General features: G+C 38.3%; 15 protein-coding genes. 2 read left to right on the top strand and 13 right to left on the bottom strand.

The features are described from left to right. Positions 1-2: 2 nt before the first annotated feature. The 4 genes from AC27H3_RS11020 to AC27H3_RS11005 all read right to left on the bottom strand — a co-directional run bounded on the left by AC27H3_RS11020 (position 3) and on the right by AC27H3_RS11005 (position 4,537). The gene (locus AC27H3_RS11020) at positions 3-1,079 is read right to left on the bottom strand and encodes a DUF58 domain-containing protein (protein ID WP_487106168.1); all 1,077 of its coding nucleotides are present in this window, start codon (positions 1,077-1,079) and stop codon (positions 3-5) included. A 119-nt stretch (positions 1,080-1,198) separates the two neighbouring features. Next, a complete protein-coding gene (locus AC27H3_RS11015; protein WP_487106166.1) occupies positions 1,199-2,128 on the bottom strand; it encodes an AAA family ATPase in 930 nt (309 codons plus the stop codon). Between the two features lie 427 nt (positions 2,129-2,555). Beyond that, a complete protein-coding gene (locus AC27H3_RS11010; protein WP_487106164.1) occupies positions 2,556-3,881 on the bottom strand; it encodes a hypothetical protein in 1,326 nt (441 codons plus the stop codon). Between the two features lie 83 nt (positions 3,882-3,964). Continuing rightward, positions 3,965-4,537, bottom strand: a complete 573-nt coding sequence (locus tag AC27H3_RS11005) for a MiaE family protein (protein ID WP_487106162.1) — start codon at positions 4,535-4,537, stop codon at positions 3,965-3,967. A 283-nt stretch (positions 4,538-4,820) separates the two neighbouring features. Between AC27H3_RS11005 and AC27H3_RS11000 the strand changes: the two genes are divergently transcribed. Continuing rightward, complete coding sequence (locus AC27H3_RS11000) at positions 4,821-6,011, top strand: multidrug effflux MFS transporter (protein ID WP_487106160.1); 1,191 nt, start codon at positions 4,821-4,823, stop codon at positions 6,009-6,011. A 244-nt stretch (positions 6,012-6,255) separates the two neighbouring features. Here AC27H3_RS11000 and AC27H3_RS10995 read toward each other — a convergent pair whose 3' ends face one another. The 8 genes from AC27H3_RS10995 to AC27H3_RS10960 all read right to left on the bottom strand — a co-directional run bounded on the left by AC27H3_RS10995 (position 6,256) and on the right by AC27H3_RS10960 (position 21,695). Beyond that, positions 6,256-8,958: a M14 family metallopeptidase gene (locus AC27H3_RS10995; RefSeq protein ID WP_487106158.1), complete on the bottom strand. Its 2,703-nt coding sequence runs from the start codon at positions 8,956-8,958 to the stop codon at positions 6,256-6,258. 245 nt (positions 8,959-9,203) lie between these two features. Then, positions 9,204-10,778: a glycogen synthase gene (locus tag AC27H3_RS10990; protein ID WP_273311956.1), complete on the bottom strand. Its 1,575-nt coding sequence runs from the start codon at positions 10,776-10,778 to the stop codon at positions 9,204-9,206. A gap of 104 nt (positions 10,779-10,882) precedes the next feature. After that, positions 10,883-12,535, bottom strand: a complete 1,653-nt coding sequence (locus AC27H3_RS10985; RefSeq protein ID WP_487106156.1) for an alpha-D-glucose phosphate-specific phosphoglucomutase — start codon at positions 12,533-12,535, stop codon at positions 10,883-10,885. A gap of 238 nt (positions 12,536-12,773) precedes the next feature. Beyond that, positions 12,774-15,008, bottom strand: coding sequence for a 1,4-alpha-glucan branching protein GlgB (gene glgB / locus AC27H3_RS10980; protein WP_487106154.1), 2,235 nt, complete (start codon positions 15,006-15,008; stop codon positions 12,774-12,776). Positions 15,009-15,182: 174 nt separating this feature from the next. After that, positions 15,183-16,451 (bottom strand): glucose-1-phosphate adenylyltransferase, encoded by a 1,269-nt coding sequence (gene glgC / locus AC27H3_RS10975; protein ID WP_487106152.1) that lies wholly within the window; start codon positions 16,449-16,451, stop codon positions 15,183-15,185. A 147-nt stretch (positions 16,452-16,598) separates the two neighbouring features. Beyond that, the gene (locus tag AC27H3_RS10970) at positions 16,599-19,064 is read right to left on the bottom strand and encodes a glycogen/starch/alpha-glucan phosphorylase (RefSeq protein WP_487106206.1); all 2,466 of its coding nucleotides are present in this window, start codon (positions 19,062-19,064) and stop codon (positions 16,599-16,601) included. 20 nt (positions 19,065-19,084) lie between these two features. Next, complete coding sequence (gene glgX, locus AC27H3_RS10965; protein WP_487106150.1) at positions 19,085-21,169, bottom strand: glycogen debranching protein GlgX; 2,085 nt, start codon at positions 21,167-21,169, stop codon at positions 19,085-19,087. 229 nt (positions 21,170-21,398) lie between these two features. Then, positions 21,399-21,695 (bottom strand): isoamylase early set domain-containing protein, encoded by a 297-nt coding sequence (locus AC27H3_RS10960; protein ID WP_487106148.1) that lies wholly within the window; start codon positions 21,693-21,695, stop codon positions 21,399-21,401. Positions 21,696-22,103: 408 nt separating this feature from the next. On the opposite strand from AC27H3_RS10960, the gene malQ reads away from it, so the two are divergent. Beyond that, complete coding sequence (gene malQ, locus AC27H3_RS10955) at positions 22,104-24,305, top strand: 4-alpha-glucanotransferase (RefSeq protein ID WP_487106146.1); 2,202 nt, start codon at positions 22,104-22,106, stop codon at positions 24,303-24,305. A gap of 188 nt (positions 24,306-24,493) precedes the next feature. Here the strand turns inward: malQ and AC27H3_RS10950 are convergent, their stop codons facing one another. Further along, a complete protein-coding gene (locus AC27H3_RS10950) occupies positions 24,494-25,192 on the bottom strand; it encodes a FadR/GntR family transcriptional regulator (protein ID WP_085305621.1) in 699 nt (232 codons plus the stop codon). Between the last annotated feature and the right edge of the window lie 3 nt (positions 25,193-25,195).

Raw genomic sequence — 25,195 nt, 5'->3', positions numbered from 1 at the left:
ACTCAATAACGTGCTAACGCGGTTAAGCATTTTAGCGTATGTTGCGCGCTGTGGTCGTATTCAACGGTGTGTTCAGCTAACTTTAACGAAAAGGGAATTTGCTTTTCGCTACAATCTTTAATCGCATAGCTTAACCAACTTAAGCGTTGCTCGACTGTGCCGGCAGGTAGTTGTGAAAAGTCTAATTGTAACTTGCCTGATAATGCCTGCTGATATTGTTTTGTGAACCAACCTTGTCCGCGAGCAACATGCTTCCATGCAACACGGCTCAGCGGCTCACCTAATTTATAATGTTGTAATTGATGAAATTCATCTTGGCCGGGTTGAAAGCTGTCTTGGTAGCTTTGAGTTTTATTTTCTACATCTTCACCAGCAACACTTTGCTCTTTATCAAGCCACACATTAGCAACTGGTTTTGGAAAAGCAGTAACGTGCTGAGCAAAGTCTAATCGTGTCCAAGTTTTAAATAAGCCAAAACCAAATTCGCTAATAATTAATAGCCGCCCTAGTGAATATTCCCCTCGCTTACAAATACGATAAGGAACTCTAATATTATTATCGCCTTTAGCGACTTCAGTGAGAGTTACTTCGTTAGATTGGTTATTATAACTTTCGTTTGCGCTAAGTCTGTTATCGACTTCACTACTATTAACATCGTTTAAAACTTGATCAAAACTAAAGCTAATATTAAAACGCTCTTTCTTACTAGAAACATTTAATGGAAAGTAAACCTGATCACCTACAAAGCCTTGCAAAGCACTATTTGCTTGAAATTTCAGACCTGAAAGATTAAAGAAACTGTGCAGTAAAACCACCACAAAAAAACTAACCAGCAAGTAACTGATTAAAATAATAACGTTGTTTTGGTAGTTAGTCCCCAGTAGAAAAAGTAATAACATAAACACCATTAAACCAGCGCCAAAACGTGTGGGTATAATGAAAATATTACGATGGTTAATAATTTGCTGACTGTGTTTTGGAATGCGTCGTGCTAACCAAGAATTAAAACGCAAATTAAGGGCGCTTTTAATACTTGCTTTAAGTGATGAAAATATTGTGTTTTTTCGTATAGTTAGCAATTAGTCCCCCCTTTTTTTCGCTCTCAACTCAATTGCATTGCTGCATTTTCGCTTTGTTATATTGGCATAAGACTTATTCATACTTACTCAATAGTGCTTAAGCATTTGACTCTGTACCTTTAACCTAGCGGATTAGTTGGATCAACTTGCGATAAAATTTGTTGCGATATTTCATCTGCATGTTCAAAAATATGATGTTGTTGTGGTGCTAATCTATGTTCACACACAGGCGAGAAAACCGCTTGTATGTCTTCAGGAATAACATAATCACGATTTTCCATAAAAGCCCACGACTTAGCTGCGGCTAATAAAGATTTACCGGCTCGTGGCGATAACGCTTTCGCTTTTGACTCATTAAGACGGCTAACGCGACATAAGGCAATAACATAATCAACAATCTCAGGGGCAACTCTAACGCTTGAGATGAGCTGCTGAATTTCTCGTAACTGCTCTACTTTTAAAAACGCTTTAACATCCTCTACATCGCGATGAGAAGCCGTTGATTGAAGGATTCTTCGTTCGGCATCTACCGTTGGAAAGCCTAAAGAAATGCGCATCATAAAACGGTCTAACTGAGATTCAGGTAGAGGATAAGTGCCGGCATGCGACATCGGGTTTTGCGTAGCGATAACAAAAAATGGTGCCGGTAACTCATGCGTAACACCATCAACACTTACTCGCCCTTCTTCCATAGCTTCTAACAAGGCGCTTTGGGTTTTAGGGCTTGCACGGTTAACTTCGTCCGCCAATACCACTTGGTTGAAAATAGCGCCTGGATGCAATTGAAATGACTTACTGGTTTCATCAAAAATAGCAACGCCAATAACATCAGAAGGCATTAAGTCAGAAGTAAACTGAATACGCTGATACGACAATCCAAGGGTAAGCGCTAAGGTGTTTGCTAAGGTGGTTTTCCCCATGCCCGGCAGATCTTCAATTAAAATATGACCTTTAGCGAGCAAACATGCCAAAGCTAACTTTACTTGGTGAGGTTTGCCAATAACGACAGATTCTATTTGAGCCAATACATTGGCAACTAGGGTTTGCATATTTGTCGTTCCTAACTGTTATCGTTGAATGTTGAGCTTTCAGCATAAATAAGAATTCAGTGAATACCAAGAAAAATCATCCAATATTAATATTATTACAATAACTTATTAGTAAAATAGGCAGTGATTTTGAGCAGCTGCTTAAAACTTTATTATGCAATTGCTCTTAATAAGCTAAGTAAGCTGAACGCTAGATAATGAGTGCTTGATTCTCAAATGAATCAAAAGCTTAGGTAGTAAAGTAAATGCTATCGCTAGGTGAACATCACGAATATACGCCATCATTGCTGCATTTTATGTCACTACCAAGGCAAAACGATTATGAATAGCGAGATATTTATTGACGTTTTAACGCAGAGAATGGGTTAAAACGGAGCATTGAGCAAGTGCTGCTTATTCAGAGTTCAGGTTAAATACTAAAGCAAACTTATAAGTTAAAAGCGGCACGCTCTATCGCCTTTTCTAATGGCATATTCTCTAAACCAAGATCACGTAATGCATGAATAAACTTTAAGGTTTTGAAACTGTCGAACCATACGATCAATTGCTTTTCGAATTGCTCTTGTTTTGCCGTGCTTTGTTTAGTGATAAATGAAAGTAACCCGACATGAGTTAAAGCTTGTTGGCTTATTTGAGATAATTCAGCGAGCCAAGCTTGTGGGTGTTGTTTGTTTTTCCATAAACTTTCAAATGCTTTTAGTACGGTTTTTAATTCGGTAAAAATTTCAGGGTGATAATAAGCATAATCTAAGCCTTGCGACTCAAGTTGCATTATATGTTGCACGGCTGGACCTGTGCCAAAAGGTACACGTTGTGATGGCCTCGCATCGAGCTTTATCATTACATTATTTAGGTATGTAACTCTACCAAGTTTTGCGAGTTTATTGAGTAGGTAAAAATCTTCCCCCGCGCTGCGCTTAGGAAAACCTCGCGCTTGGCAATAGGCCAACATATCAAAAGATAAAATACTGCCAATGGTAAAATAAGCATAAGGTGATTTTGCATAAGCTAAACCAGCCACGTAGTAACGTAAGGCATTTTCATAACGCTGGTTTGCTTGATGAATAAACGCGGTTTCACTGTAGTGAAAAAAATTGCAACACGTAGCTGCTGCATTTTTTAGTGCTGAATTATCGCTGTTATGCGCAGATAAATAGTTGTCTGGAAGATGTGCGTCGGCGTCAGTTGAATGTACCCAAGTCGATACTATATTGCCTGTTACAGCAAGTTTAATCGCTAAGTCAGCACCAACTTTTCTTGCTAATCCAACACCTTGATCTGTTGGAATAGGTTTACTGTAACGGTCAACAATTAGTACTGAGGAATTAACATTTTTAGTTTGCTTCGCACTGTTTTGCTCAGTGTTTCTTTGCTCTGCACTATTTTCCTTAACACCATTTTCCTTAGCCGTGCAGAGTTCAATAAGACGTAAATTATCTTGCTGCCAAGTTTCTTGCCCTTGGTTAGCAATATGCTGTGCTAAATCAATTTGATCTTGGTGGTGCTGTCGACCAAAGTCACTATCGGGTTGATTAATAACCACGATAATTAAGCATTGCTGCTCAACGAGCACTGAATCAATAAAGCGTTCAATAAATTGTGTTGATTCTTGAAATGCGGGTATAACAATTACGTGTTGATAAACGTTTTTTTCTGGAAATGTTGCTAACGATAACACTTCAGGTTCAGCATAATGAGTAAGGTATTTAGCTGATGTTTTGTGCTGCTGTAGATCAGTCATTTTTTTACTCATTTACTTATTCTATTTATTGTCTATATTGCCTAAAAGCAACATGTAAGCTGACGTTTATTAGCTCAGCTTAGTGTTGTGCTTGATTAATGCAACGCGGCTCTATGTGGCAGTGCCGCACAAATATCAGCTTCAATATCTAACACTTCTGCTAAGCGTTGATCTACCTCTGCTTTGTCAAAATACTCGTAAGCTAACTCAATAAATAAGTTTTTATGTTTCTCTTCTGACTTGGCAATAGTTTGATAAAAGTCTTTATCTTTGCCTTCAGGTAATGCTTGAGCAATGAGTGAGAATCGTTCATGACCACGTGCTTCAATAACACCAGCTACGATTAATCGGTCCATAAAAAACACATCGCTACCGTTGCGAAATACTTTTCTTATTTGATTAATGTATGGGTCTTTTTCATCTGCGCCTAATTGTCCACCACGAGCATAAATTAGCTTTAATACCTGTTTAAAGTGAATAAGCTCTTCAATCGCTAAATCGGCCATCGCTTTTACAACAGATTTACGATCAGGGTAATGTGAGATCATGGACATCGCCATACCAGAAGCTTTTTTTTCTGCAGCAGCATGATCAGTTAAAAAGGCGTCAAAGTCGCTCAGCACAACTTCGGCCCAAGCTTTAGGTGTTTGATATTTTAGTTCGAACATAAATAAATTTAATCATAGTGAAGATAGTAAATAATGGCGCTATTTTACACGCCTAAAAATGCGCGACAAGAAAATACTTAAATCAGTTTAATATTATCAGCTATGCTCTTTTTCTAGGCTAAAATATTTGCTCCTTTCAAAAGTGCTTTTTGCAGAGGTAAACCGAGATAATGTTCATAACATAAGGGATTACATAGTAAAATGTTACGTAAAATAACAATAATTACCTTCTGCTCGCTACCGCAATATCTTATACTGCGCAGTCATCATAATTGAGACTAAAATGACAAATAAAAAACTATTCCCCCTGTTGATTTTAATGGTTATTTTTAGCCCATTAGCTATCGACATTTTTTTACCCGCTTTGCCTATCATGGCAGCAGATTTCGTCGTTCCTATGAACCAAATTCAGTGGAGCGTTACAATATTTATTTTGAGTATGGGGTTTGGTCAATTAATCAGTGGGCCACTTGCCGACCGTTATGGACGTCGCCCAATTGCTATAGGCGGTATTATAATTTATGGCTTGGCTTCTATTATGGCGGTTTATTCTGAGAGTTTAGGTTTTTTCCTTGCTAGCCGTTTAATACAAGGTTTTGGTGCCTGTGCGATTGTAGTTTCTGCTTTTGCCAGTGTACGTGATAAGTACAATGCCATTGAAAGTGGCGTAATGTATTCTTATTTAAATAGCGCCATTTGTTGTATTCCTGCCCTTGCTCCGTTGTTGGGCAATGTTTTAACAGAAAACTTTGGTTGGCGTAGTAACTTTGAGTTTATGACCGGGTATGCTGTTTTTGCCGGTTTAATTTTATTTTTCACGCTTAAAGAAACTCGGCCAACTAACACTGAAAAACAGAAAAAACTTATTTCTTTGTCCCACTTTTCATCGGTAATCAAACACCCCGTATTTCTCTTTAATGCTCTACTGGTTATGTTATCAATGGCGATTATTATTGCTTATGTTAGTAGCTCGCCAGCTTGGTTAATGGTGCGTTTAGGTTTAGATCAACAAAGTTTTGTTTTTTGGTTTAGCGTTAATGCCGCAATTAACATTGTTGCCTGTTTCTTAGCGCCTAAATTTTTAAGAAAATATGGTGCCAGAGTTACCATAGGTTTAGGTATGTTTTTACTGATTTTAGCCGGTTTACTAATGTTAGCTTTATTGCCTTGGCAAACCGCAATGGCTTTTATGATACCCATAATGACCAGCTCGCTTGGCTTTTCTTTTCTCATGGGCGCTTGTGCAGGTCAAGCGCTGGCACCTTTTGGTGAAAGAGCAGGTTCAGCCTCAGCATTACTCGGTTTTATGCAAATGAGCGGATCTGCAGTTATTGTTTATTTATTACAGTTATTACCTATAAATGAAGCTGAACAATTAACTCTTTTAATGTTAAGTATTATTCCTGTTTATATCATATGGAAATTACCGCGAGTCAAAAAACATATTTTGTTAGAAAATCATCAAAATTTATAAATTGATATTAACAATAAAAATGTGCGGATTGATGAGAGTTCAATGATGAATTTTTATCTCTGACTAGAGTAAATCAAAGCGTTACTTATTAGGGTAAACAAGAAAGTCTTTGAGCTGTGAGAGTAAAACTACACCAAGAAATAAACATAAAAAAAGCGACTTACGTCGCTTTTTTCAAATCCATTACAGCCTTGTCATATAATCTTAAAATTTACCCTTAATGACTATCTAAGCAATGCCTAAACTATTTATTTAGTGGTGAGGCATGCGCCGCAGCTCTAAAAATTGTATTCATCAACATAACATTCAAACCATCTAAGTAAGCTCTAGTGGTTGGCTCTTGGGTGAAGGCTATCACCATGCCACGCCCCATAGGTTGATGAATAAGATAAGGTTTATAGGCCAATTGCTTTTTATTTTCAGCCCATAAGTAGCCACTAGCTAAAACATTTTCTGCATCACTAAACCAGGCTACATTTTTACCCGACGCAAGTTTAATTGGAGTATATATATCGTTTCCGTAGGCTATCGCTGCTAAGTTTTTATTCACACCAGCCGTTAGCCAGTGTTCTTGGTCAACCTCAATATTTGCCAAAACACCGGCAACAAAGTCAGGTTTTTCCTGCGTATTTTCACTAGCCGATATTAACGCAGACTTACTTGCTAGCAACTGCCCATCAACCATAGACTCACCTTCAATTGCTTTTGCTGATGCTGCCTTATCGCCAGTTGTATCTTTAAACGCACGCTCTCTTTTAACATCGAGTAAAGCAATGTCGTGCTCAGCGGCAAATTGTGTTGCACTTCCTATGGTGATCAACACACCACCACGCTCGACCCATTGTTTGATATTGTCTGCCCCATTAACACCAAGCACTTTTTTATAATCACCTGTTGGTAATATAAGTACTTGGTAGTTTGATAAGTCGGCATTTTTGAGGGTCGTTGTGCGTATAGCCGTAACCGGGTAATTAAACTGTCGCTCAATCACAAATCGAGTATTACCTGCACTTAGCGAACTTACCGGATTGTCCCATGCCATCGCTATTTTAGGCGCCGACATAGTCACGGTGTTACCACTTCCAAAACTTGGCCCTTTGGTAACCCAACTCGAATCAACACCTTGAACTTGAGCACCCGTACTTTTAGCTATTTCGGTAATTTTGGCTGCTATATCGTCATCGTTTCGACGCTTTTCAATAATTAAGGTACCTGCAGTAAACTGCTGATTATTAGCTAAAGTAAACGCTTGGTCAGCACTTTTAATGGTGATGCCTTGCTGTAAAGCCGCCGTTAAAAAACGACCTGCCGCCATATCACCCCATGGTACTAAAAAGGCCACTGTCGCATCAGGGTTAATAACCTGACCATTAAGTTTGTTGTCACTTTCAATTAGGTTATTAGCAACTTTTACCGTTTTTGAACAAGCGTCAACATCTACATCAAACATTAACGGTAGAGACCAACCCGTAACATCATAGATTTCATCATCTAACTTTCTTGCTCGTCGGCGCTCTTGCTCTTTAACAAAGGCTGGTGACATATCAACTTGCTGGGTAAAGGTTGTTGTTACAAAACGACCTTTAGGTTGTGCGGTATCAATAAAGTAAGCCCCTGCCTGATAGCTCTTACCACATTGTTTAAAATCTTTTTGAGCTTGTTTAACTTCAACGCCATGCTGCGCCATCAGTGTTGCAAGCCTATGATTACCTGCAACATTGCGCTTGTTCGGCAAGATATAAACCCGTTCTTTATTATTTTTACCCGCTTTAATTGCACTGGTTTGATAATGATAATAATCGTTTAAAAGCTTTTGATGATTATCTGCAACGCCTTCAGCGGTAGAAATTGATGCCACAAAATGGCGTTGAACGGTATTTTTATAGGTTAGCGTTTCGCCAGTTTGCTTTTTGAATAACTCACCACGCGATGAAGAAACTTCGTAGGTTGAAGCTGAAGCGCCATAAAACACGGGCCAGCTATCGCCATAACCGGGGTAAAAAGCATCAAATATTTCTCGGGTAAAATAGTCAAAACCTAAACGATCAAAATGTTTACCGTGGTTTTCACCAATGGCAGACATATTATCAATTTGCGTTTTGGTCATATGCGGATTAAAAGGTTTTGCAGCAGGTGAAAAGTAGTAACTGCTGTCACCGCCCATTTCATGTAAATCAATCACTACTAACGGGCGATAGTGATTCATAGCCTTAATACGCCCAGCTGTTTCAGGCTGAGTTATCGCTAACCAATCTCTATTCATATCAAATAAATAATGATTTGAACGGCCACTAGGCCACGGTTCATTGTGCTCAGCACTTAATCTATCATCGCTATGTTGCATACCCACAGTTGCATAATAGCGGCTAGTAAACCGGCTACGTCCGTCAGGATTTTGCAGCGGATCAATAAAGACCAAAGTATTCTTTAAAATTTTACTATTTGTCGTTTCATTTGGCGCGGCGAGTAAGTGGTAAGCTGTCATCATAGCAGCATCTGTACCACTGATTTCATTGCCATGTACACTGTACCCTAACCAAACAGACGACGGAAGTTGCTCAATTAAGCTTTTAGCCGCACTTTTGTCAGTCAGGCGTGGATCAGACAATTTTTGCATTTTCTCGGAATAATCATCAAGGTTTGCAATAACCTTTGCGTTACCAATTGCAGCATAAATGAGTTTACGACCTTCCCATGTTCTACCGTACTCAAAGAGTTTAATGTGCGAAGGCGCTGCACGCTCTAATGCTTCAAAATAGCGTAACATATCGCCATGATTAGATATTCTCTCGCCTACGTCATAACCTAGCACGCTTTTGAAAGTGGGTATTAATGGGTTATATTCGCTTCCTGGCCACATTTGCTCTGTTGATTCAGCATAAACCGATAAGGAACAAATAAGGCCAATAAGTAGAGATGAAAATATTTGGGCACAATTTTTTAGCATAGAGTTTCTCTGTCAGCAGTCCTGAGGTTAAATCAGGATTTAATGAATATAGGTATAACGACTACATCACTAAAATACTACGTCAAAACTTAAGCTAAGTACCCACTTTATCGATGAAATTTATAAAATATAAGCTGAATGCCCAACACTAAACTTTCTACAACACATTAGATGGAATTAACCATATTCTACGCCTGTAGCAATTTTAAGTAAGTAATTTAGCTTATTAAGCACGCACAGCTTTATTAATGATTATATAAATATTTAATATAATCATGAGCAACATCGCTCCATAAAAATCGTGATTTTAACGCATTATCAGATATCGCGGCCCATTCTGTTGGACTATGTTTTTTCATCGCTAAAACTGATTGAAAACAACTGAGCATGTTTTGTGCTTGTTGAAGTGGATCAGCGCCGTTAAAACTAAAGCCATTAATATTATGACTAATGGTATCGCTTAGGCCGCCTACACTATGCGCTAAACAAGGCTGGCCTGCTCGCATCGACAACATTTGACTAATACCACAAGGCTCAAATGAACTTGGCATTAAGAATAAATCACCTGAGTTATACATATTCAATGATAAAGCTTCAGAATAGCCTTTGAGGAATATAAAATTACTATGCTTAATGGCAATATTTGTTAAAAATTCTTCAAGCTCTTTATCACCACTGCCTAATAAAATAAAAACGCCATCATCGGCTAATATCGCTAATAAATGTTCTAATGCGGTTTTGCCATTCGACATTATTTCTTGAAAAAGGCGTACTTTTTGATCGGTAATTCGACCAACAGATGTTAATACCAATGGCGGGTTTTTATAACTTTTATTCGCTACTTGCGCTAAACGAGCAGCGGCAACTAAATGTGCTTGTTCAACTAATGGCTTATCGCCTAACCATTTAACCACTTCTTTGGCTGATAATGTTAATAAAGCTTTGAGCTTAAGCGGCGCTTTTGTGCTATCAGGGTATTCACAACCATTTAAAATACCATGTAAACGGCCTGTATCGGCGGCATGGCGTAAATCTAGCTCTAAGCCTTCGCCACCAAAATGGCCTTGTTCAACATTGCTTGGCAGTAATATCTCTTTCGCATAGGTTGGCGAAACCGCATGTACTCTATCTGACAAGGTAATACCAGCGCGCATTGGGTTGTAACAATCGTGATAACGAGGGTCGTTAATTTTACTGTAATCAAAAGCCAAGTTTGGAAACCAAGCTTTTAATGAAGACTGATCGCCATCAAACGGCCTAATACCTTGTAAGGCAATGTTATGAATAGTAAAAACAGTATTAATGGCTTTTAGTTGCTGATATTCAGGGGCAAAAGCACGTAACACTGACACCATAGCCGTATGCCAATCGTGTAAATGTAATACGTCAATTTTACCAAACACATCACTAATAATGGCTTTAGCTACTGCTGCACTGAACAAAGCGAATTTACTAGCATCTGAAGCAAAAGGTCTGTTACTTGGATCATCACAATAAATTTTTCCTTCACCACCTATGGCAAATAAAGGATGTTCAATAACCCACTGTGTAACATTTTTCGATGAGTTTTTTGCCGACTTTTTAAACGATACTTTAAAAATATCAACTTTCTCTTGATGCGAGCCAAACGATACATCAATGGATGTTACGTACTTTGCCCCTTCTAATTTAGAAAAAGAACCGTAGCTAGGTGTAACCACATCGACTTGCTGGTCAATTTTACCTAGGGCAATAGGAATATCTCGAACAACATCACCTATGCCACCAACTTTTCCGCGAGGTAATGCATCGTTTTCAGCGGCTGCCATTAGTATTTTCATGCTTTCCCTTTTTTCTCTTAACTATTTATTACTTATTTTACGTGCTTATGTGCTTGCTAACTTAGGTGCTAATTTAGCGCAGTCTAGCGATTCAAAAGTCATTATTATGTAATAACATCAGGCTGAGTTCTGCCAGTAAATTGTTTAATGCCTGCAACAGATTCTGCGATTTTAATCAGTTCACTCAAGGCTTGTTGTGTTTCTTGTGCTAACAAAGCTGAGTCTTGTTGAAAACAGTCTAAGTAAACTCTTAAGGTGGCACCTTGTGTTCCGGTACCTGAAAGCCTAAAGACAATTCTTCCGCCATTTTCTAAATAAATGCGAACCCCCTGTGCGGTAGTTTTACTGTTATCTACGGGGTCAATATATTCAAAGTCATCAGCTGATGTCACTTTAACGCCTAAGATTTCTTGGCCAGATAAAGTAGGGATTTTAGCTTTTAATTGACTGATCATCTCATGCGCATTAGCACTGTCTACTGCTTCATAGTCATGACGAGTAAAGTAGTCTCGACCATATTGTAACCAATGGTTTTCAACAATTTCACTTACTGGCTGCTTTTTAACCGCAATTAAATTAAGCCAAAACAATACTGCCCATAAACCATCTTTTTCTCTGATATGATCAGAGCCGGTGCCAAAGCTTTCTTCACCGCATAAGGTTATTTTTCCTGCATCTAATAAGTTGCCAAAAAACTTCCAACCTGTTGGCGTTTCAAAACACGGAATATTCATTGCTTCGGCGACACGATCAACCGCTCTACTTGTTGGCATTGAACGCGCCACACCAGCAATACCTTTCGCATAAGCAGGAATTAGGCTAGCGTTAGCGGTTAATATGGCTAAACTATCGCACGGATTAATATAAAACGCTTTACCAAGTACCATGTTTCGATCGCCGTCACCGTCTGAGGCAGCGCCAAAATCTAAGCCTTTTTCACCATAAACTAAATCTACTAATTCATGAGCGTGAACTAAGTTAGGATCAGGGTGACCACCACCGAAATCGGTTAATGGCACGCCGTTAATAACCGAGCCAACGGGCGCACCTAAGCGGTTTTCAATAATTTCTTTGGCGTAAGGACCGTTTACCGCATGCATAGCATCAAAACATAAACGAAAATCACCGGTTGAAATTAAGGCTTTCATGGCTGAAAAATCAAACATTGATTCCATTAAATCGGCATAATCGCTTACGGGGTCAATAATATCAATTTGGCATTGTGCAAGTTGTAGTGTTGTTAGGTTATCAAGGTTAATATCGTCGGCATCAATAGTTGAATATTGCGCCATCGATAAGGTTTGTTGAAATATCGCATCGGTAAGTTTTTCAGGTGCGGGACCACCATTTTCAGCATTAAATTTAATACCAAAATCTTCATCAGGACCACCTGGGTTATGACTAGCTGATAAAATAATACCACCACAAGCTTTATTTTTTCTGATAACACATGAGGCAGCGGGTGTTGATAAAATTCCGCCCTGTCCAACTAAAATATGAGAAAAACCATTCGCGACAGCCATTTTAATAATAACTTGTATCGCTTCACGATTATAAAAACGCCCATCGCCACCAATAACTAATTTTTTACCTGCACAAGGCGCTATGGTATTGAACACGGCTTGAACGAAGTTTTCTAAATAACCCGGTTGTTGGAATTGCTTAACTTTTTTTCTAAGGCCTGACGTGCCTGGTTTTTGGTCGGTAAACGCTTGAGTTTTTATTTGCTTCGCTTGGTTCACATGTTCAATTGTCATAATTTACCCTTAAAAAATATTATTGTTATACGTTTTAATTACATGAAGACTTTGCTTAGGCTGAACTTTATTCCATTAGATTGAATACTGAATTAATGGTTGCCTTGATCAATGCCGTTCTAATACATCAACCTCACGATAAACTTATTTAACCCTTCAGATTAACCGCATGCTAAGTGATTGACGGACTAAAGTCCGACCTACAAAAAACGACTTAGCATGCTTTAGTTTTAGCTTTTTACTGTAATTCAAAAATCATGGTCGCAAGTGGCGGTACAGACAATAAAACTTGATGCGCCTGCCCTGCATAAGCCTCATTTACCGAGTTAACACCGCCGCCATTACCAACATTACTACCGCCATAAATACTGCTATCTGTATTTAAACATTCTCGGTAAAAACCTGCTTGTGGAACACCAACAGCAAAGTCTTCGTAACTTGTGGGTGTTAGGTTAACAACAACTAAAGCAGGAGCAGTGCCCTCTTGGCCTTTACGTAAATAAACCAAAATTGATTGCGCACTGTTTTGCGAATCTAACCATTCAAAACCATTGCCGTCACAATCGAGTTCATGCAATGCAGGAATGTTTCTATAAGCGTGGTTTAAGTCTTTAATCAGCGTTTGTATGCCTTTATGACTATCGTGTTCAAGTAAATGCCAATCTAAGCTTTGATCATGATTCCACTCGTTACGTTGCGCAAATTCACAGCCCATAAACAAGAGTTTTTTACCCGGATGAGTCCACATAAAGCCGTAATAGGCACGTAAGTTAGCAAATTTTTGCCAATCATCACCGGGCATTTTATTTAATAAAGAGCCCTTACCGTGAACCACTTCGTCGTGACTAATAGGTAAAACAAAATTCTCACTGAAACTATAAACTAAACCAAAAGTCATTTCGTTGTGATGATGTTGACGATAAATAGGATCACGTTCCATATATTTCAACGTGTCATTCATCCAACCCATATTCCATTTGAAACCAAAACCTAAACCACCGGTATCAACCGGTTTTGACACACCAGGCCAGGCTGTAGATTCTTCAGCAATCATCATAACACCGGAGTGTTTTGCATAAGAGCGGGTATTTACTTTTTGTAATACCTCAATCGCTTCTAAGTTTTCTCTTCCGCCATGTTCGTTAGGCAACCATTGCCCATCTTCACGGCTGTAATCTAGGTACAACATAGAAGCAACGGCATCAACACGTAAACCATCTATGTGGTATTGATCTAACCAGTAAATAGCGTTGCTGAGTAAGTAGCTTTGTACTTCTGAGCGCCCGTAGTTATAGATAAGGGTTTTCCAATCTGGGTGGAAACCTTTACGTAAATCTTCATGTTCATAAAGGCATGAACCGTCAAATTTACCGGTACCATGTTCATCGGTAGGAAAATGCCCTGGCACCCAATCAAGTAATAAGCCAATGCCAGCTTTATGACAACAATCAACAAAGTATTTAAAGTCTTCTGCGCTACCAAAACGCGCAGTAGGTGCAAAAAGCCCAATAGGCTGATAGCCCCAAGAACCGTCAAATGGATATTCACTTACCGGCATAAGTTGCAGGTGAGTAAAGCCCATTTCAACCACATAAGGTACTAATTGCTCAGCTAATTCACGGTAAGTTAAATAACTTGGTGAGTGTGAATTACCGCTGTTATTGGTTAAATTTCGTTTCCAAGAGCCCAGGTGTACTTCATAAATTGAAACCGCACCATGGTAATGATTAGCTGCGCTATCGCGCTGGTTCATCCATTGCGAATCTTGCCACTGGTATTCACTGTTTTGAATAACTTTAGAGGCTGTCTCAGGCGCTAATTGCATAGAAAAGGTATACGGGTCAGCTTTTAATGGCTGAATTTGCTCATATTTATCCAAGATTTCATATTTATAGCTAGCGTCAGCACAAACATTAGGCAGAAATATTTCCCACACGCCTGAACCAGGATGTTTACGCATAACATGATGGCGTCCATCCCAAAAGTTAAAGTCGCCTACCACAGAAACGCGTGATGCGTCTGGTGCCCAAACAACAAAGTGTGTGCCTTTAACATCGTTAACTGTAATTTCATGAGCGCCCATCCATTGATAAGCTTGTTCATGTGTACCTTCACAAAAAAGGTACAGATCTTCACTTTTTAATAGCGAAGGATAACGGTATGGGTCGTCAACAATAACGGTTTCATTTTTGTATGAAACACGTAAACGATAGTCAAAAACATTACGTTTTCGGCCTAATTTTCCTTCGAATAATCCCGCTTGATCTACTTGGTTAAGCTCAGCCACCAAAGCATCCGTTTTAGTATCAATAACTTCAACACTGAGTGCTTCAGGTAAAAAAGCGCGAACAATTAAGCCACTGGTCATAGGGTGTTTATGTATACCTAATACCGAAAATATATCCCTGTGTTTAACATTAACTATTGCTGAAACTTCTTCGTTATCTAACAAGCTTTTTGCTAGGTTTTTCATTGTTTTTCCCTAGTATACCGTTAACTTTTTATACGATTACATTACTGAGGTTATTTTGTATGTGATTGTACTTTATAATTAATTTTAATATAAACTTAAAAATAAACAATAATGTGGGTAATTTCATTAAATTTGAAATTACCCTGCACATAAAGACATGATCATCTAAAGTGATTAACTTTCACTTTTCAATTTTTCGAGCATAGTCATGGTGACTAAAACAACACCTTTATCGGTTACTCTGAAACCATTTGCACGATCATTATCATGGTTAATACCAATTTCCATACCTGTTGGGATCGTACAACCTCGGTCGATAATAGCTTTTTTAATTTTACAATTTCGATTAATAACAGCACCAGGCAAAATAACCGACTCGTCAATATCGCAGTAAGAATTAACTCTAACTTTTGAGAATAACAAGGATCTTTTTACCGTTGAGCCTGAAACAACCACACCACCAGAAACCGTAGAGTCTATGGCAATACCGCGGCGATCATCTTGGTCAAATACAAATTTAGCGGGTGCTGTTTGTTCTTGGTAAGTCCATATTGGCCAGTTTTCATCATACATATTAAGCTGTGGCTCTGGTGCAACTAACTCCATGTTAGCTTCCCAAAAAGAGTCTAATGTACCTACATCACGCCAGTAAGGTTGTTTCTCACTATCGGGATCTTTAAATGGGAAAGCAAAAACACGATGAGACTCAATTATTCTAGGAATAATATCATTACCAAAATCACCACTAGAACCTTCTTCAGCAGCATCTTTTTCTAGTTGCTCAAATAAAAACTCAGTGTTGAATACATAGTTACCCATTGAGGCTAAAGTTACACCTGGCTTGCCAGGAACTTCAGAAGGATTAGCTGGTTTTTCATCAAAACGACAAACACGGCTGTCTTCGTCAACGGTCATTACACCAAACTGACCTGCCGCGTCTTCTACCGATGTTTCAATACAACAAACGGTCATATCAGCTTCGTTAGCGACATGTTGTGCAAGCAACGGGCCGTAATCCATACGATAAACGTGATCACCAGATAAAATCATGACATATTTAGGTAACTCATGTCTGATAATATCAATGTTTTGAAATACCGCATCTGCGGTACCGAGATACCAGCCGTCACCCTTTTGTTGAGAAGCCGGTAAAATTTCAATTGATTCACCCAACTCTTTTTTAAAGTGTCCCCAACCACGGTTAACGTGACGAATTAGCGAGTGTGATTTATATTGAGTAGCAATACCAACACGCCTAATACCAGAGTTAATACAGTTTGATAAAGGAAAGTCGATGATTCTAAACTTACCACCAAAAAAGGTAGCAGGTTTAGCTCGTTTGTCTGTTAGCTCATAGAGTCTCGAACCTCGCCCCCCAGCCAAAACCAACGCATAAGTTTCTTTTGTTAAACTACTTATTCTTCTTTCTACATAATTGGGCATAACGTATCCTTTACCTTTACAAACATTAATTAACGTTCAATAAATAGCGTTTTACTTTTTTTAATACTGCGTTGATTAATAACCTAACCACTCTTATTTAACATAAAAATGGTCAATATATTAACCAACGAGTACATCAGTAAATTACTAAAGCTTCCATATTTCATCTCGATACTGCCTGATCGTATGATCGCTCGAAAACACACCACTTGCTGCAGTGTTTAAAATACTCATTTTGGTCCAAAACGTTTGATCTTGATAGGCTTTATCTACACTTCGCTGTGCTTGAAAATAACTGTCAAAATCGTACGCTGTTAACCACATATCATGCGGGTCACGTATTGTTTTTATAATAGAGTCAAAAATATTTGGCTCAAATAAATTAAAGTGACCGCTTTCTAACAAATGCATAACTGCTGATAATGTTTCAGAATTAGCTATGATTTCATTAGGTTGATAATTTTCTCGAATATCTGAAATTTCATGAGCCTCAGCGCCGAATAGGAAAAAGTTTTCTTCACCAACGGCATCTCTAATTTCAATATTTGCACCATCTAAGGTACCAATAGTTAAGGCGCCATTCATCATAAATTTCATGTTGCCGGTACCAGAAGCTTCTTTACCTGCGGTAGATATTTGCTCAGACAAGTCAGTAGCTGGACAAATAATTTCCATGGCAGAAACATTGTAATTCGGTACAAAAGCAACTTTTAAATACTTAGCCGCTTTGGGATCTAAGTTAATAGTGTCAGCAACATTATTGATTAACTTAATAATCTCTTTTGCCATTACATAACCTGGCGCGGCTTTACCACCAATAAGCACACAACGAGGTGTTATATCTGCAGTATCCCCTTTACGAATTCGGTCATATAAGCCTATAACGTGTAAAATGTTGAGTAATTGACGTTTGTATTCATGAATACGCTTAACTTGTACGTCAAACATCATATCTACATCAAACTTAACACCTGTAGCCTTCTCTACGAAGTCAGCTAAAACAACCTTGTTAGCTTTTTTACTTTCTTGCCATTGTTGTTGAAATGCATGATCTTCTGCAAATTTTGCTAATTGCTCAACATGGGTAAAATCAGCAACCCAATTTTTATCAACTTTACTTGAAATAAGCTCAGCTAAACTGGTGTTACAATGCGATAACCAACGACGTGGTGTAACGCCATTAGTTTTGTTATTAAACTTGTCAGGCCACAGTTGATAAAAGTCATTAAATAACCCGGCTTTTAAAAGCTTGGTATGCAGCGCTGCAACACCATTTACTGAGTAACTCCCAACAATAGCTAAATGCGCCATGCGAACTTGGGGGTCGTGACCTTCTTCAATTAATGATAAGGCTTGCTGTTTAGCTGAGTCGCCAGGCCACGCAACCGCAACTTTTTGTAGAAAGCGGGCATTAATTTCGTAAATAATCTCTAAAATGCGAGGCAATAAGTTAGCGAATAAGCTTACAGGCCACTTTTCTAAAGCTTCAGGTAATAATGTATGGTTTGTGTACGCCATGGTTTTAGTGGTGATATTCCATGCGTCATCCCACGAGATTGCATAGTCGTCCATCAAAATACGCATTAACTCAGGTACGGCAATACTTGGATGAGTATCATTTAATTGAAAGCTATTAAGCTCAATAAATTCATCAAAATTATTACCACAATTTTCAACATAGCTATTTATGGTATCTTGCAAAGACGCTGAAGATAAAAAGTACTGTTGGCGTAAACGCAGTTCTTTACCGTTTTCACTGGTGTCATTTGGGTACAACACCATAGTAATTTGTTCAGCTAAATTCTTTTTAGCCACAGATTCGGTATAACTACCTGCGTTAAACTCACCAAGGTCAAACTCATCAGTTGCTTCAGACTTCCAAAGTCTTAAGGTATTTACAATACCATTTTGATACCCAGGGATCGGCATATCATAAGGTACAGCAAGTACATCTTGTGTATTGTTCCATTGACGATATTGTTGACCGCTACGTTTTTTAACAACATCAACATGACCAAAAAATTTAACTCTGATGGCTTTTTCTGGTGCTGCAATTTCCCAAGGGTTACCGTTGCGTAACCAATTATCAGGATGCTCTATTTGCGCACCATTTTTAATTTGCTGATTAAACATGCCGTACTCATAACGGATACCGTAACCGATAACCGGCAAAGCTAAACTAGCACAACTGTCTAGAAAACAAGCAGCTAATCTGCCTAAGCCACCGTTACCTAATCCTGCATCATGCTCAGCTTGCTCAACATCTTCTAAGTCACAACAATAGCCTTTTAACGCATCACGTACCGTGTCGTCTAAGTCTAAATTTAAAATGGCATTATTGAGTGTTCGGCCCATTAAAAACTCTAATGATATATAACCCACACGACGCTGGTGGCCTCTTGACTCACGAGTTTCTCGCCATTGAGCAACTAAACGGTCACGAATGGTAATAGCAAGAGCGTTATAAAGGTATAAATGAGAGTCTTGTACTTTGTCACGACCAAGTGAAAAATGGAAATGTCGCGCTAAATCTTCAGCAAAAGTGTGTTCATTCATTAAAACACTGTCATCAGATGAAGTAATAACACAGATGTTTTTTTCGTTATTCACAATGAGTATTTCCTATAGGTTATTTATAAACAATCATTTAACAAAACAATTGTTGAAAATGGTGCCATGGTAATTATGCGTTCTGCTGGTATATTTATAGTTTCTTCTTGCTCTGCTTTAGCCGTTGTATCTATCACAACTTGCCAATGCTGAATGTCTTCTATCTCAGGTAATTGAAATTCTACTGGTTCAGCACCTGCATGGAAAAGACATAACAGCGATGGGCTATTTGGCGCTTTTTCATGAATTAAATACCCCAGTGTCGCTGCATGATGCGAATGCCAATGATCTTTTTGCATTTCAAAGCCTGAAGGGTGATACCAAATAATATCAACCGTCGATTTTTTATCATCTTTATGGATAAAATGATTATGGGTCAACATAGAAAAGCGTTTTCTAAGTGCACTTAATTTAGCTGTAAAACTTTTCAGTTCTTGCGCATATAAGGCATTGTCATCCCAATCTAGCCAGTTTATTTCGTTGTCTTGGCAGTAAGCGTTATTATTGCCTTTTTGCGTACGCCCTATTTCATCACCTGCCAATATCATTGGCACGCCTTGAGACAACATCAGTGTTGCCATCATGTTTTTAATTTGGCGTAATCGAACTGACAATATTTCCGGATCAGTAGTTTCACCTTCAATACCGTAATTACGTGCAAAGTTATCTGAATGCCCATCGCGATTGTTCTCGCCATTGGCTTCATTATGACGATCTTGAAAACTTACTAAGTCGCGTAAAGTATTACCGTCATGGCTACAAAGAAAGTTAATGCTCGCAAACGGTTGTCGACCACTGTGTTCAAAAATATCACTAGAGCCATGAATTCTTCGAGCAAACTCGGGTAACAAACCTTTATCGCCTCGCCAATACCGTCTCATGGTGTCACGATAGCGATCGTTCCATTCGGACCATGGTGATGGAAAACCACCTAATTGGTATCCGCCAGGTCCAATATCCCAAGGCTCTGCGATAACTTTTACACTACTTAAAATAGGGTCTTGTAATACTGCATCTAAAAAACCGTTACTTTTATCAAAACCAGATAATTCACGGCCTAAAATCGTAGCTAAATCGAACCTAAATCCGTCAACCCCCATTACTTGAACCCAATAACGTAGGCTATCCATGACCATTTGCAATACACGGGGATGACTAATATTTATGGTGTTTCCACAGCCGGTATCATTAATATAATAACGTGGCTCTGCTGAGTTTAAGCGATAATAAGAATGGTTATCTATGCCTCTAAAGCTGAGTGTTGGACCTAATCGATTACCTTCACAAGTATGGTTGTAAACCACATCAATAAGCACCTCAAAACCGGCTTGATGAAGTTCATCAACCATGCGTTGAAAATCGCGAATTTGGTGTTGATTTAAATAATTTTTATGCGGGACAAAAAATGCTAACGAGTTATAGCCCCAATAATTGGATAGTTCTTTATCAGTGAGAAATTGCTCAGAAATAAATTGCTGTACCGGTAATAACTCAATAGTGGTTATCCCAATGGCACGATAATGGGCGATCATCGCCGGATGACTTATGCCGAGAAAAGAACCACGTAAATCTTCAGGTACTTTTGGGTTAAGTGCGGTTAGGCCTTTTACATGACCTTCATAAATAACAGTGTTTTTCCAAGCAATAGGCTTTCTTGGTATAAGTGGTGCTGAGGCATCCATAACAACAGCTTTGAGCATAACATCAGCATTGTCTCTATCGTCAAAAGACAAGTCAGATTTTGGGTCATGTATATTGTAAGCAAAGTGACGCTCAGACCATGAAAAGTTACCTTTTAGGGCTTTCGCATAAGGGTCTAATAATAATTTATTATGATTAAAGCGATGGCCAAACTCTGGTCTATAAGGTCCATATACCCTGTAGCCATAGACTAAACCAGCTTTAGCGCCTTTTAGAAAACCATGCCAAATATTATGTTCACAAGCAGGTAAAGCGAAACGTTGTAGCTCTTTATCGCCTTGTTCATCAAAAATACACAATTCAATTTTTTCAGCGTGTGCTGAAAAAATAGCAAAATTAACCCCGGTCTCATCAACAGTTGTGCCTATTGGATAAACTCTTCCGGGCTCCATTCTTAATTGTTCCATGCTTCTCCAGTGAAGAAAAATTAATGACTACTGTAAAGTTTATTACAACAGTTCATGTTGCTTACAATATATAGCAGTACAATTAAGTAAAACTACTTTTTAAAATTTAAATTTATTATTAATTAAACACAGAACTTTAACTTTAGTTCATTTAAAACATTATTTTTTAATAAGTATATGCAAAGCCATCTTTTAAGGCTTTGCATATTACAGATATACCTGGATGCTTTTAAGCTGTAGTTAGCACAACACTATTTTCGCTACCAAACTCATTAGCTAAATACTGATCAGCCTGATAATCGTTTTCCCACTCAGTGTTGTTTAACAAGTATCGAAAATGGAAGCTCCCATCTTTTGGTAATCTTACTTTCGTTTTAAAGCTTTTGGATTTTTTATTAAACTTCATTTCAATAGCTTGCCAGCCATTAAAGTCACCAACTAATGAAGCTGTAGTTACATCACTTCTATTGAATTCAAAAGTCACTTCAGTTTCATCTTTAGTTTTAAAAAATTTCTTAGTTAGCATTGTTATTCTCCATTAATAATGTACTAATTAATTTAACATTACTGATTTTGCTTTATTTAGGTGCTAAATATTACGACGAAGCCCCAATAATGTGCGTTTTGCAATTTAAAATAGCCGATTTATATGTCGGCAATATGAAAAAGCATAAATCGAGCCGAATATAAATTTAATATGTCATAGGTATATTAATAACCTAACCTTAATAATGTAGCTGTAATGTCAACGGTCTATTAACTAAGTCTATTGCTAACTTACTTTACGTTGTAAAATTTTGTAAATAAATTACATAAGTTAAATATACAATGAAAATAAGTAACAATCAAAGCTTTATTTGCTGTAATTATAGTCTATTAATTGTTAAAGTTACAAAAATATGTAATTTTATTTCACAATAAAAAGAGTGTCGATATGAATCTCATTGAACAACTAGCAGATTTAGTAGGTTTTCATGCAAGTTATACAGGTACATTTGGCAATAAGGTTTATGCCAAAGACCAAGCCAAAAGTGCACTATTAAAAGCAATGGGCTTCGATTTAGATGAAAGCGCTCTTAAGCTAGCGATTAATGCTTTAAGTCAGAGTCAGTGGCTTAATATTTTACCCCCTGTTCATATTGCTAAATTAGAAGATCTACAGCACAGCATTAAAGTAAGCCTACCTAAAATGGGCAATTTATTGTTAAATTGGAAAGTCACCCCTGAAATTGGAAGCACTGTTGGCAATGAGATTGTGGGAGCTTTTAATGTTGAAGAAATGCAAGCCATTGCAGAAATAACCATTGATAACACGCCCTATTGTCAATACTTATTAACCTTGCCAGCTTTAGCGCAAGGTTACTATCAATTTACTCTCAGCTTTGGTGAGGCCCAAAGTAGCTGCCCACTTATTTACGCACCTAAAACTTGCTTCGGAGCGCAAGAAGCTTCGGCTAATAAAACATGGGGTTATACAGCGCAATTATATTCTCTTGTCAGTAAAAATAATTGGGGAATGGGCGATTTCACCGACTTGGCTCAACTTGTCGAAAAGTCAGCTAAACAACAAGCGGCAGCTATTGGATTAAATCCATTGCACCCACTTTATCAACACAACCCCGCGCATCGAAGCCCTTATTCTCCTTCTAGTCGATGTTTTTTAAATCCGCTTTATATTGATATAAGCAAGATTCCAAATTTTGAACTTTGCCCACTTGCTCAAGCAAAGGTAAGCAGCGAGTTATTTCAGCAGCGTATTGCTAATACTAAAGCCAGTAGTTTGATTGATTACCCTGAAGTGGCAAAACTAAAATTTGAAATAGCCGAGTTATTGTTTGATGATTTTTGCGTTAACCTAAAAGCGAGTAGTCGCAACGAATGCTATACAAAAATGGCTGATGAGTTTGAACATTTTAAACAAACTAATGGTAATGATTTACAGCGTTTCGCTACTTTTGATGCTTTGTATGAACATTTTCATCTCGCTGATGAAAACTCTTATGGTTGGCCAGATTGGCCCTTAAGCTTTCAAGACCCCGATAGCGAAGCCGTACACAAGTTTAAGCTTTCTCATGCTTTACGCATTGAGTACTTTTGCTTCCTTCAGTGGTTAGCCCACCAACAATTAAGTACCGTATCTCAACAAACCATTGATCAGAATATGGCGATTGGTTTATATCTTGATTTAGCGGTAGGTTGTGACGGTTCAGGTTTTGATGTTTGGTCAGACAAAGAAGTTTATGTTGCAGGTGCCTCAATTGGTGCCCCACCCGATGGTATGAATCCGTTAGGACAAAACTGGGGCTTAACACCAATAAATCCTGTAGCTCTGCAACAACAGGGCTATCAACCTTTAGTGAAAGCGTTACGTAGTAGCATGCAATATGCCGGAGCATTACGCATTGATCATATTTTAGGGTTAATGCGCCAGTATTGGGTAGCACCTGGTATGGAAGCCGATGAAGGGGTTTACATCAGTTTTCCTTGGCATGATATTTTACGTATTATTGCCTTAGAATCTCGCCGAAACAATTGTGTAGTAATAGGAGAAGATTTAGGTAATGTGCCTGAAGGTTTTAGTGAAACCATTCAAAATGCAGGACTGTTATCGTTTAAAGTCTTATTTTTTGAACGTTGGGAGTCAGGTTTATTTAAACGCCCCGATAACTTCCCAACACAGTCAGTAGTTACCGTTGCCACCCATGACACTTCTACTTTATCAGGTTGGTGGCAAGGGCGAGATTTAGAGTGGCGCCAACAACTTAACCTTTATCCTAATGAAGAAGCTGGGCATACAGACAGAAACGGACGTGCCAGCGAACGTGAAAGCCTTATTGCCGCGTTAAATGATCTTCAAGTGATTAATATGGATAAAGCGCCACAACTTGATCCCGCCCAAATGAATACAGAATTGAGTATTGCTGTACAAAAATATCTTGCTGCTTCACCTAGCCATATTCAGTTAATTCCTTTGGAAGATGCTGTAGAGTGTTTAGAACAAGTTAATATACCGGGTACGATTGATCAACATCCTAATTGGTTACAAAAGTTACCCGTATCGGTAGAAAACTTTGCAAAAACAGAGTCGGTGAAAGAGATAGTAATTGCGATGAATATGGCGAGGCCAAAATTATAATGACAATAATGGCTGGTTGAACATAAACGAGATAGCTCACTTATAATGTTTACACTTAATAAGTGAGCCAGTTAAAGCTACTTTAACTTAGGCTTGTAGCATAATAATGGTAAGTTTTTTAACTGAGCTAGGCTTAACTTATATTAGGTCTAGATTGAGCTAAGTCTACGTTAAGCCAGGTCGATGAGCTAAAGCTGCGAATCTATTAATTCCAATGCTTCTTCTAAAATTGCCGTAACAGCGTCACGTGCTTTGTCTGGGTTACGTGATTTAATTGTATTTAGAATATCAGCATGTTGCTTAACATCAGCCCCTGGCACGCCTTTAATTTTATTGGTATATCGAATACTAACGCGTAATGCGGTACCAATAAACTCGGTTAATTGGACAAAAAAACGATTTCCACTGGCCACTAATATACTGGTATGAAAAGCAATATCAGCATCTAAAGGATCATCTAAGCCTTGATCAGCATCAACCATTCGCGATAAAGCTTTATCAATATCTTCTAATTGTTCATAAGTCGCATTAATTGCGGCAAGTGCAGCAGCTTGTGGTTCAATCGCGAGCCTTACTTGGGTAAATTCTTTGAGTAAGGCTAAAGAAGGCTTACTACTTAATATCCAAGTTAGCACATCGGTATCAAACATATTCCAGCTACTTTCAGGTAGCACTCTAATACCTTGTTTAGGTCGAGAAGAAATAAGCCCTTTGGCTGATAACATTTTTACCGCTTCACGGGTAGAACTGCGGCTAACATTATATTGCACACAAAGGTCAGCTTCAGAAGGCAGGCCTCCCCCAACAGGGTATGTACCTTTAACAACCGCAATGCCTAAATCATAGGTAAGTTGATGTGTTAAATTTTGTCTAGGTGAGGGTTTCATTTA

Source organism: Colwellia sp. NW0002-52-1, assembly GCF_057550865.1.
The sequence above is the reverse complement of the archived record's forward strand: the minus strand, read 5'-3'. Positions and strand labels throughout refer to the sequence as shown.

Bases quoted from the DNA above. Each gene is read 5' to 3' on its own strand.
- AC27H3_RS11000 (WP_487106160.1), top strand. From the start codon at position 4,821: ATGACAAATAAAAAACTATTCCCCCTGTTGATTTTAATGGTTATTTTT.
- glgB (WP_487106154.1), bottom strand. From the start codon at position 15,008: ATGAAAAACCTAGCAAAAAGCTTGTTAGATAACGAAGAAGTTTCAGCA.
- AC27H3_RS10990 (WP_273311956.1), bottom strand. From the start codon at position 10,778: ATGAAAATACTAATGGCAGCCGCTGAAAACGATGCATTACCTCGCGGA.
- glgC (WP_487106152.1), bottom strand. From the start codon at position 16,451: ATGCCCAATTATGTAGAAAGAAGAATAAGTAGTTTAACAAAAGAAACT.
- AC27H3_RS11015 (WP_487106166.1), bottom strand. From the start codon at position 2,128: ATGCAAACCCTAGTTGCCAATGTATTGGCTCAAATAGAATCTGTCGTT.
- glgX (WP_487106150.1), bottom strand. From the start codon at position 21,169: ATGGAACAATTAAGAATGGAGCCCGGAAGAGTTTATCCAATAGGCACA.
- AC27H3_RS11010 (WP_487106164.1), bottom strand. From the start codon at position 3,881: ATGAGTAAAAAAATGACTGATCTACAGCAGCACAAAACATCAGCTAAA.
- AC27H3_RS10995 (WP_487106158.1), bottom strand. From the start codon at position 8,958: ATGCTAAAAAATTGTGCCCAAATATTTTCATCTCTACTTATTGGCCTT.
- AC27H3_RS11005 (WP_487106162.1), bottom strand. From the start codon at position 4,537: ATGTTCGAACTAAAATATCAAACACCTAAAGCTTGGGCCGAAGTTGTG.
- AC27H3_RS10960 (WP_487106148.1), bottom strand. From the start codon at position 21,695: ATGCTAACTAAGAAATTTTTTAAAACTAAAGATGAAACTGAAGTGACT.
- malQ (WP_487106146.1), top strand. From the start codon at position 22,104: ATGAATCTCATTGAACAACTAGCAGATTTAGTAGGTTTTCATGCAAGT.
- AC27H3_RS10985 (WP_487106156.1), bottom strand. From the start codon at position 12,535: ATGACAATTGAACATGTGAACCAAGCGAAGCAAATAAAAACTCAAGCG.
- AC27H3_RS10950 (WP_085305621.1), bottom strand. From the start codon at position 25,192: ATGAAACCCTCACCTAGACAAAATTTAACACATCAACTTACCTATGAT.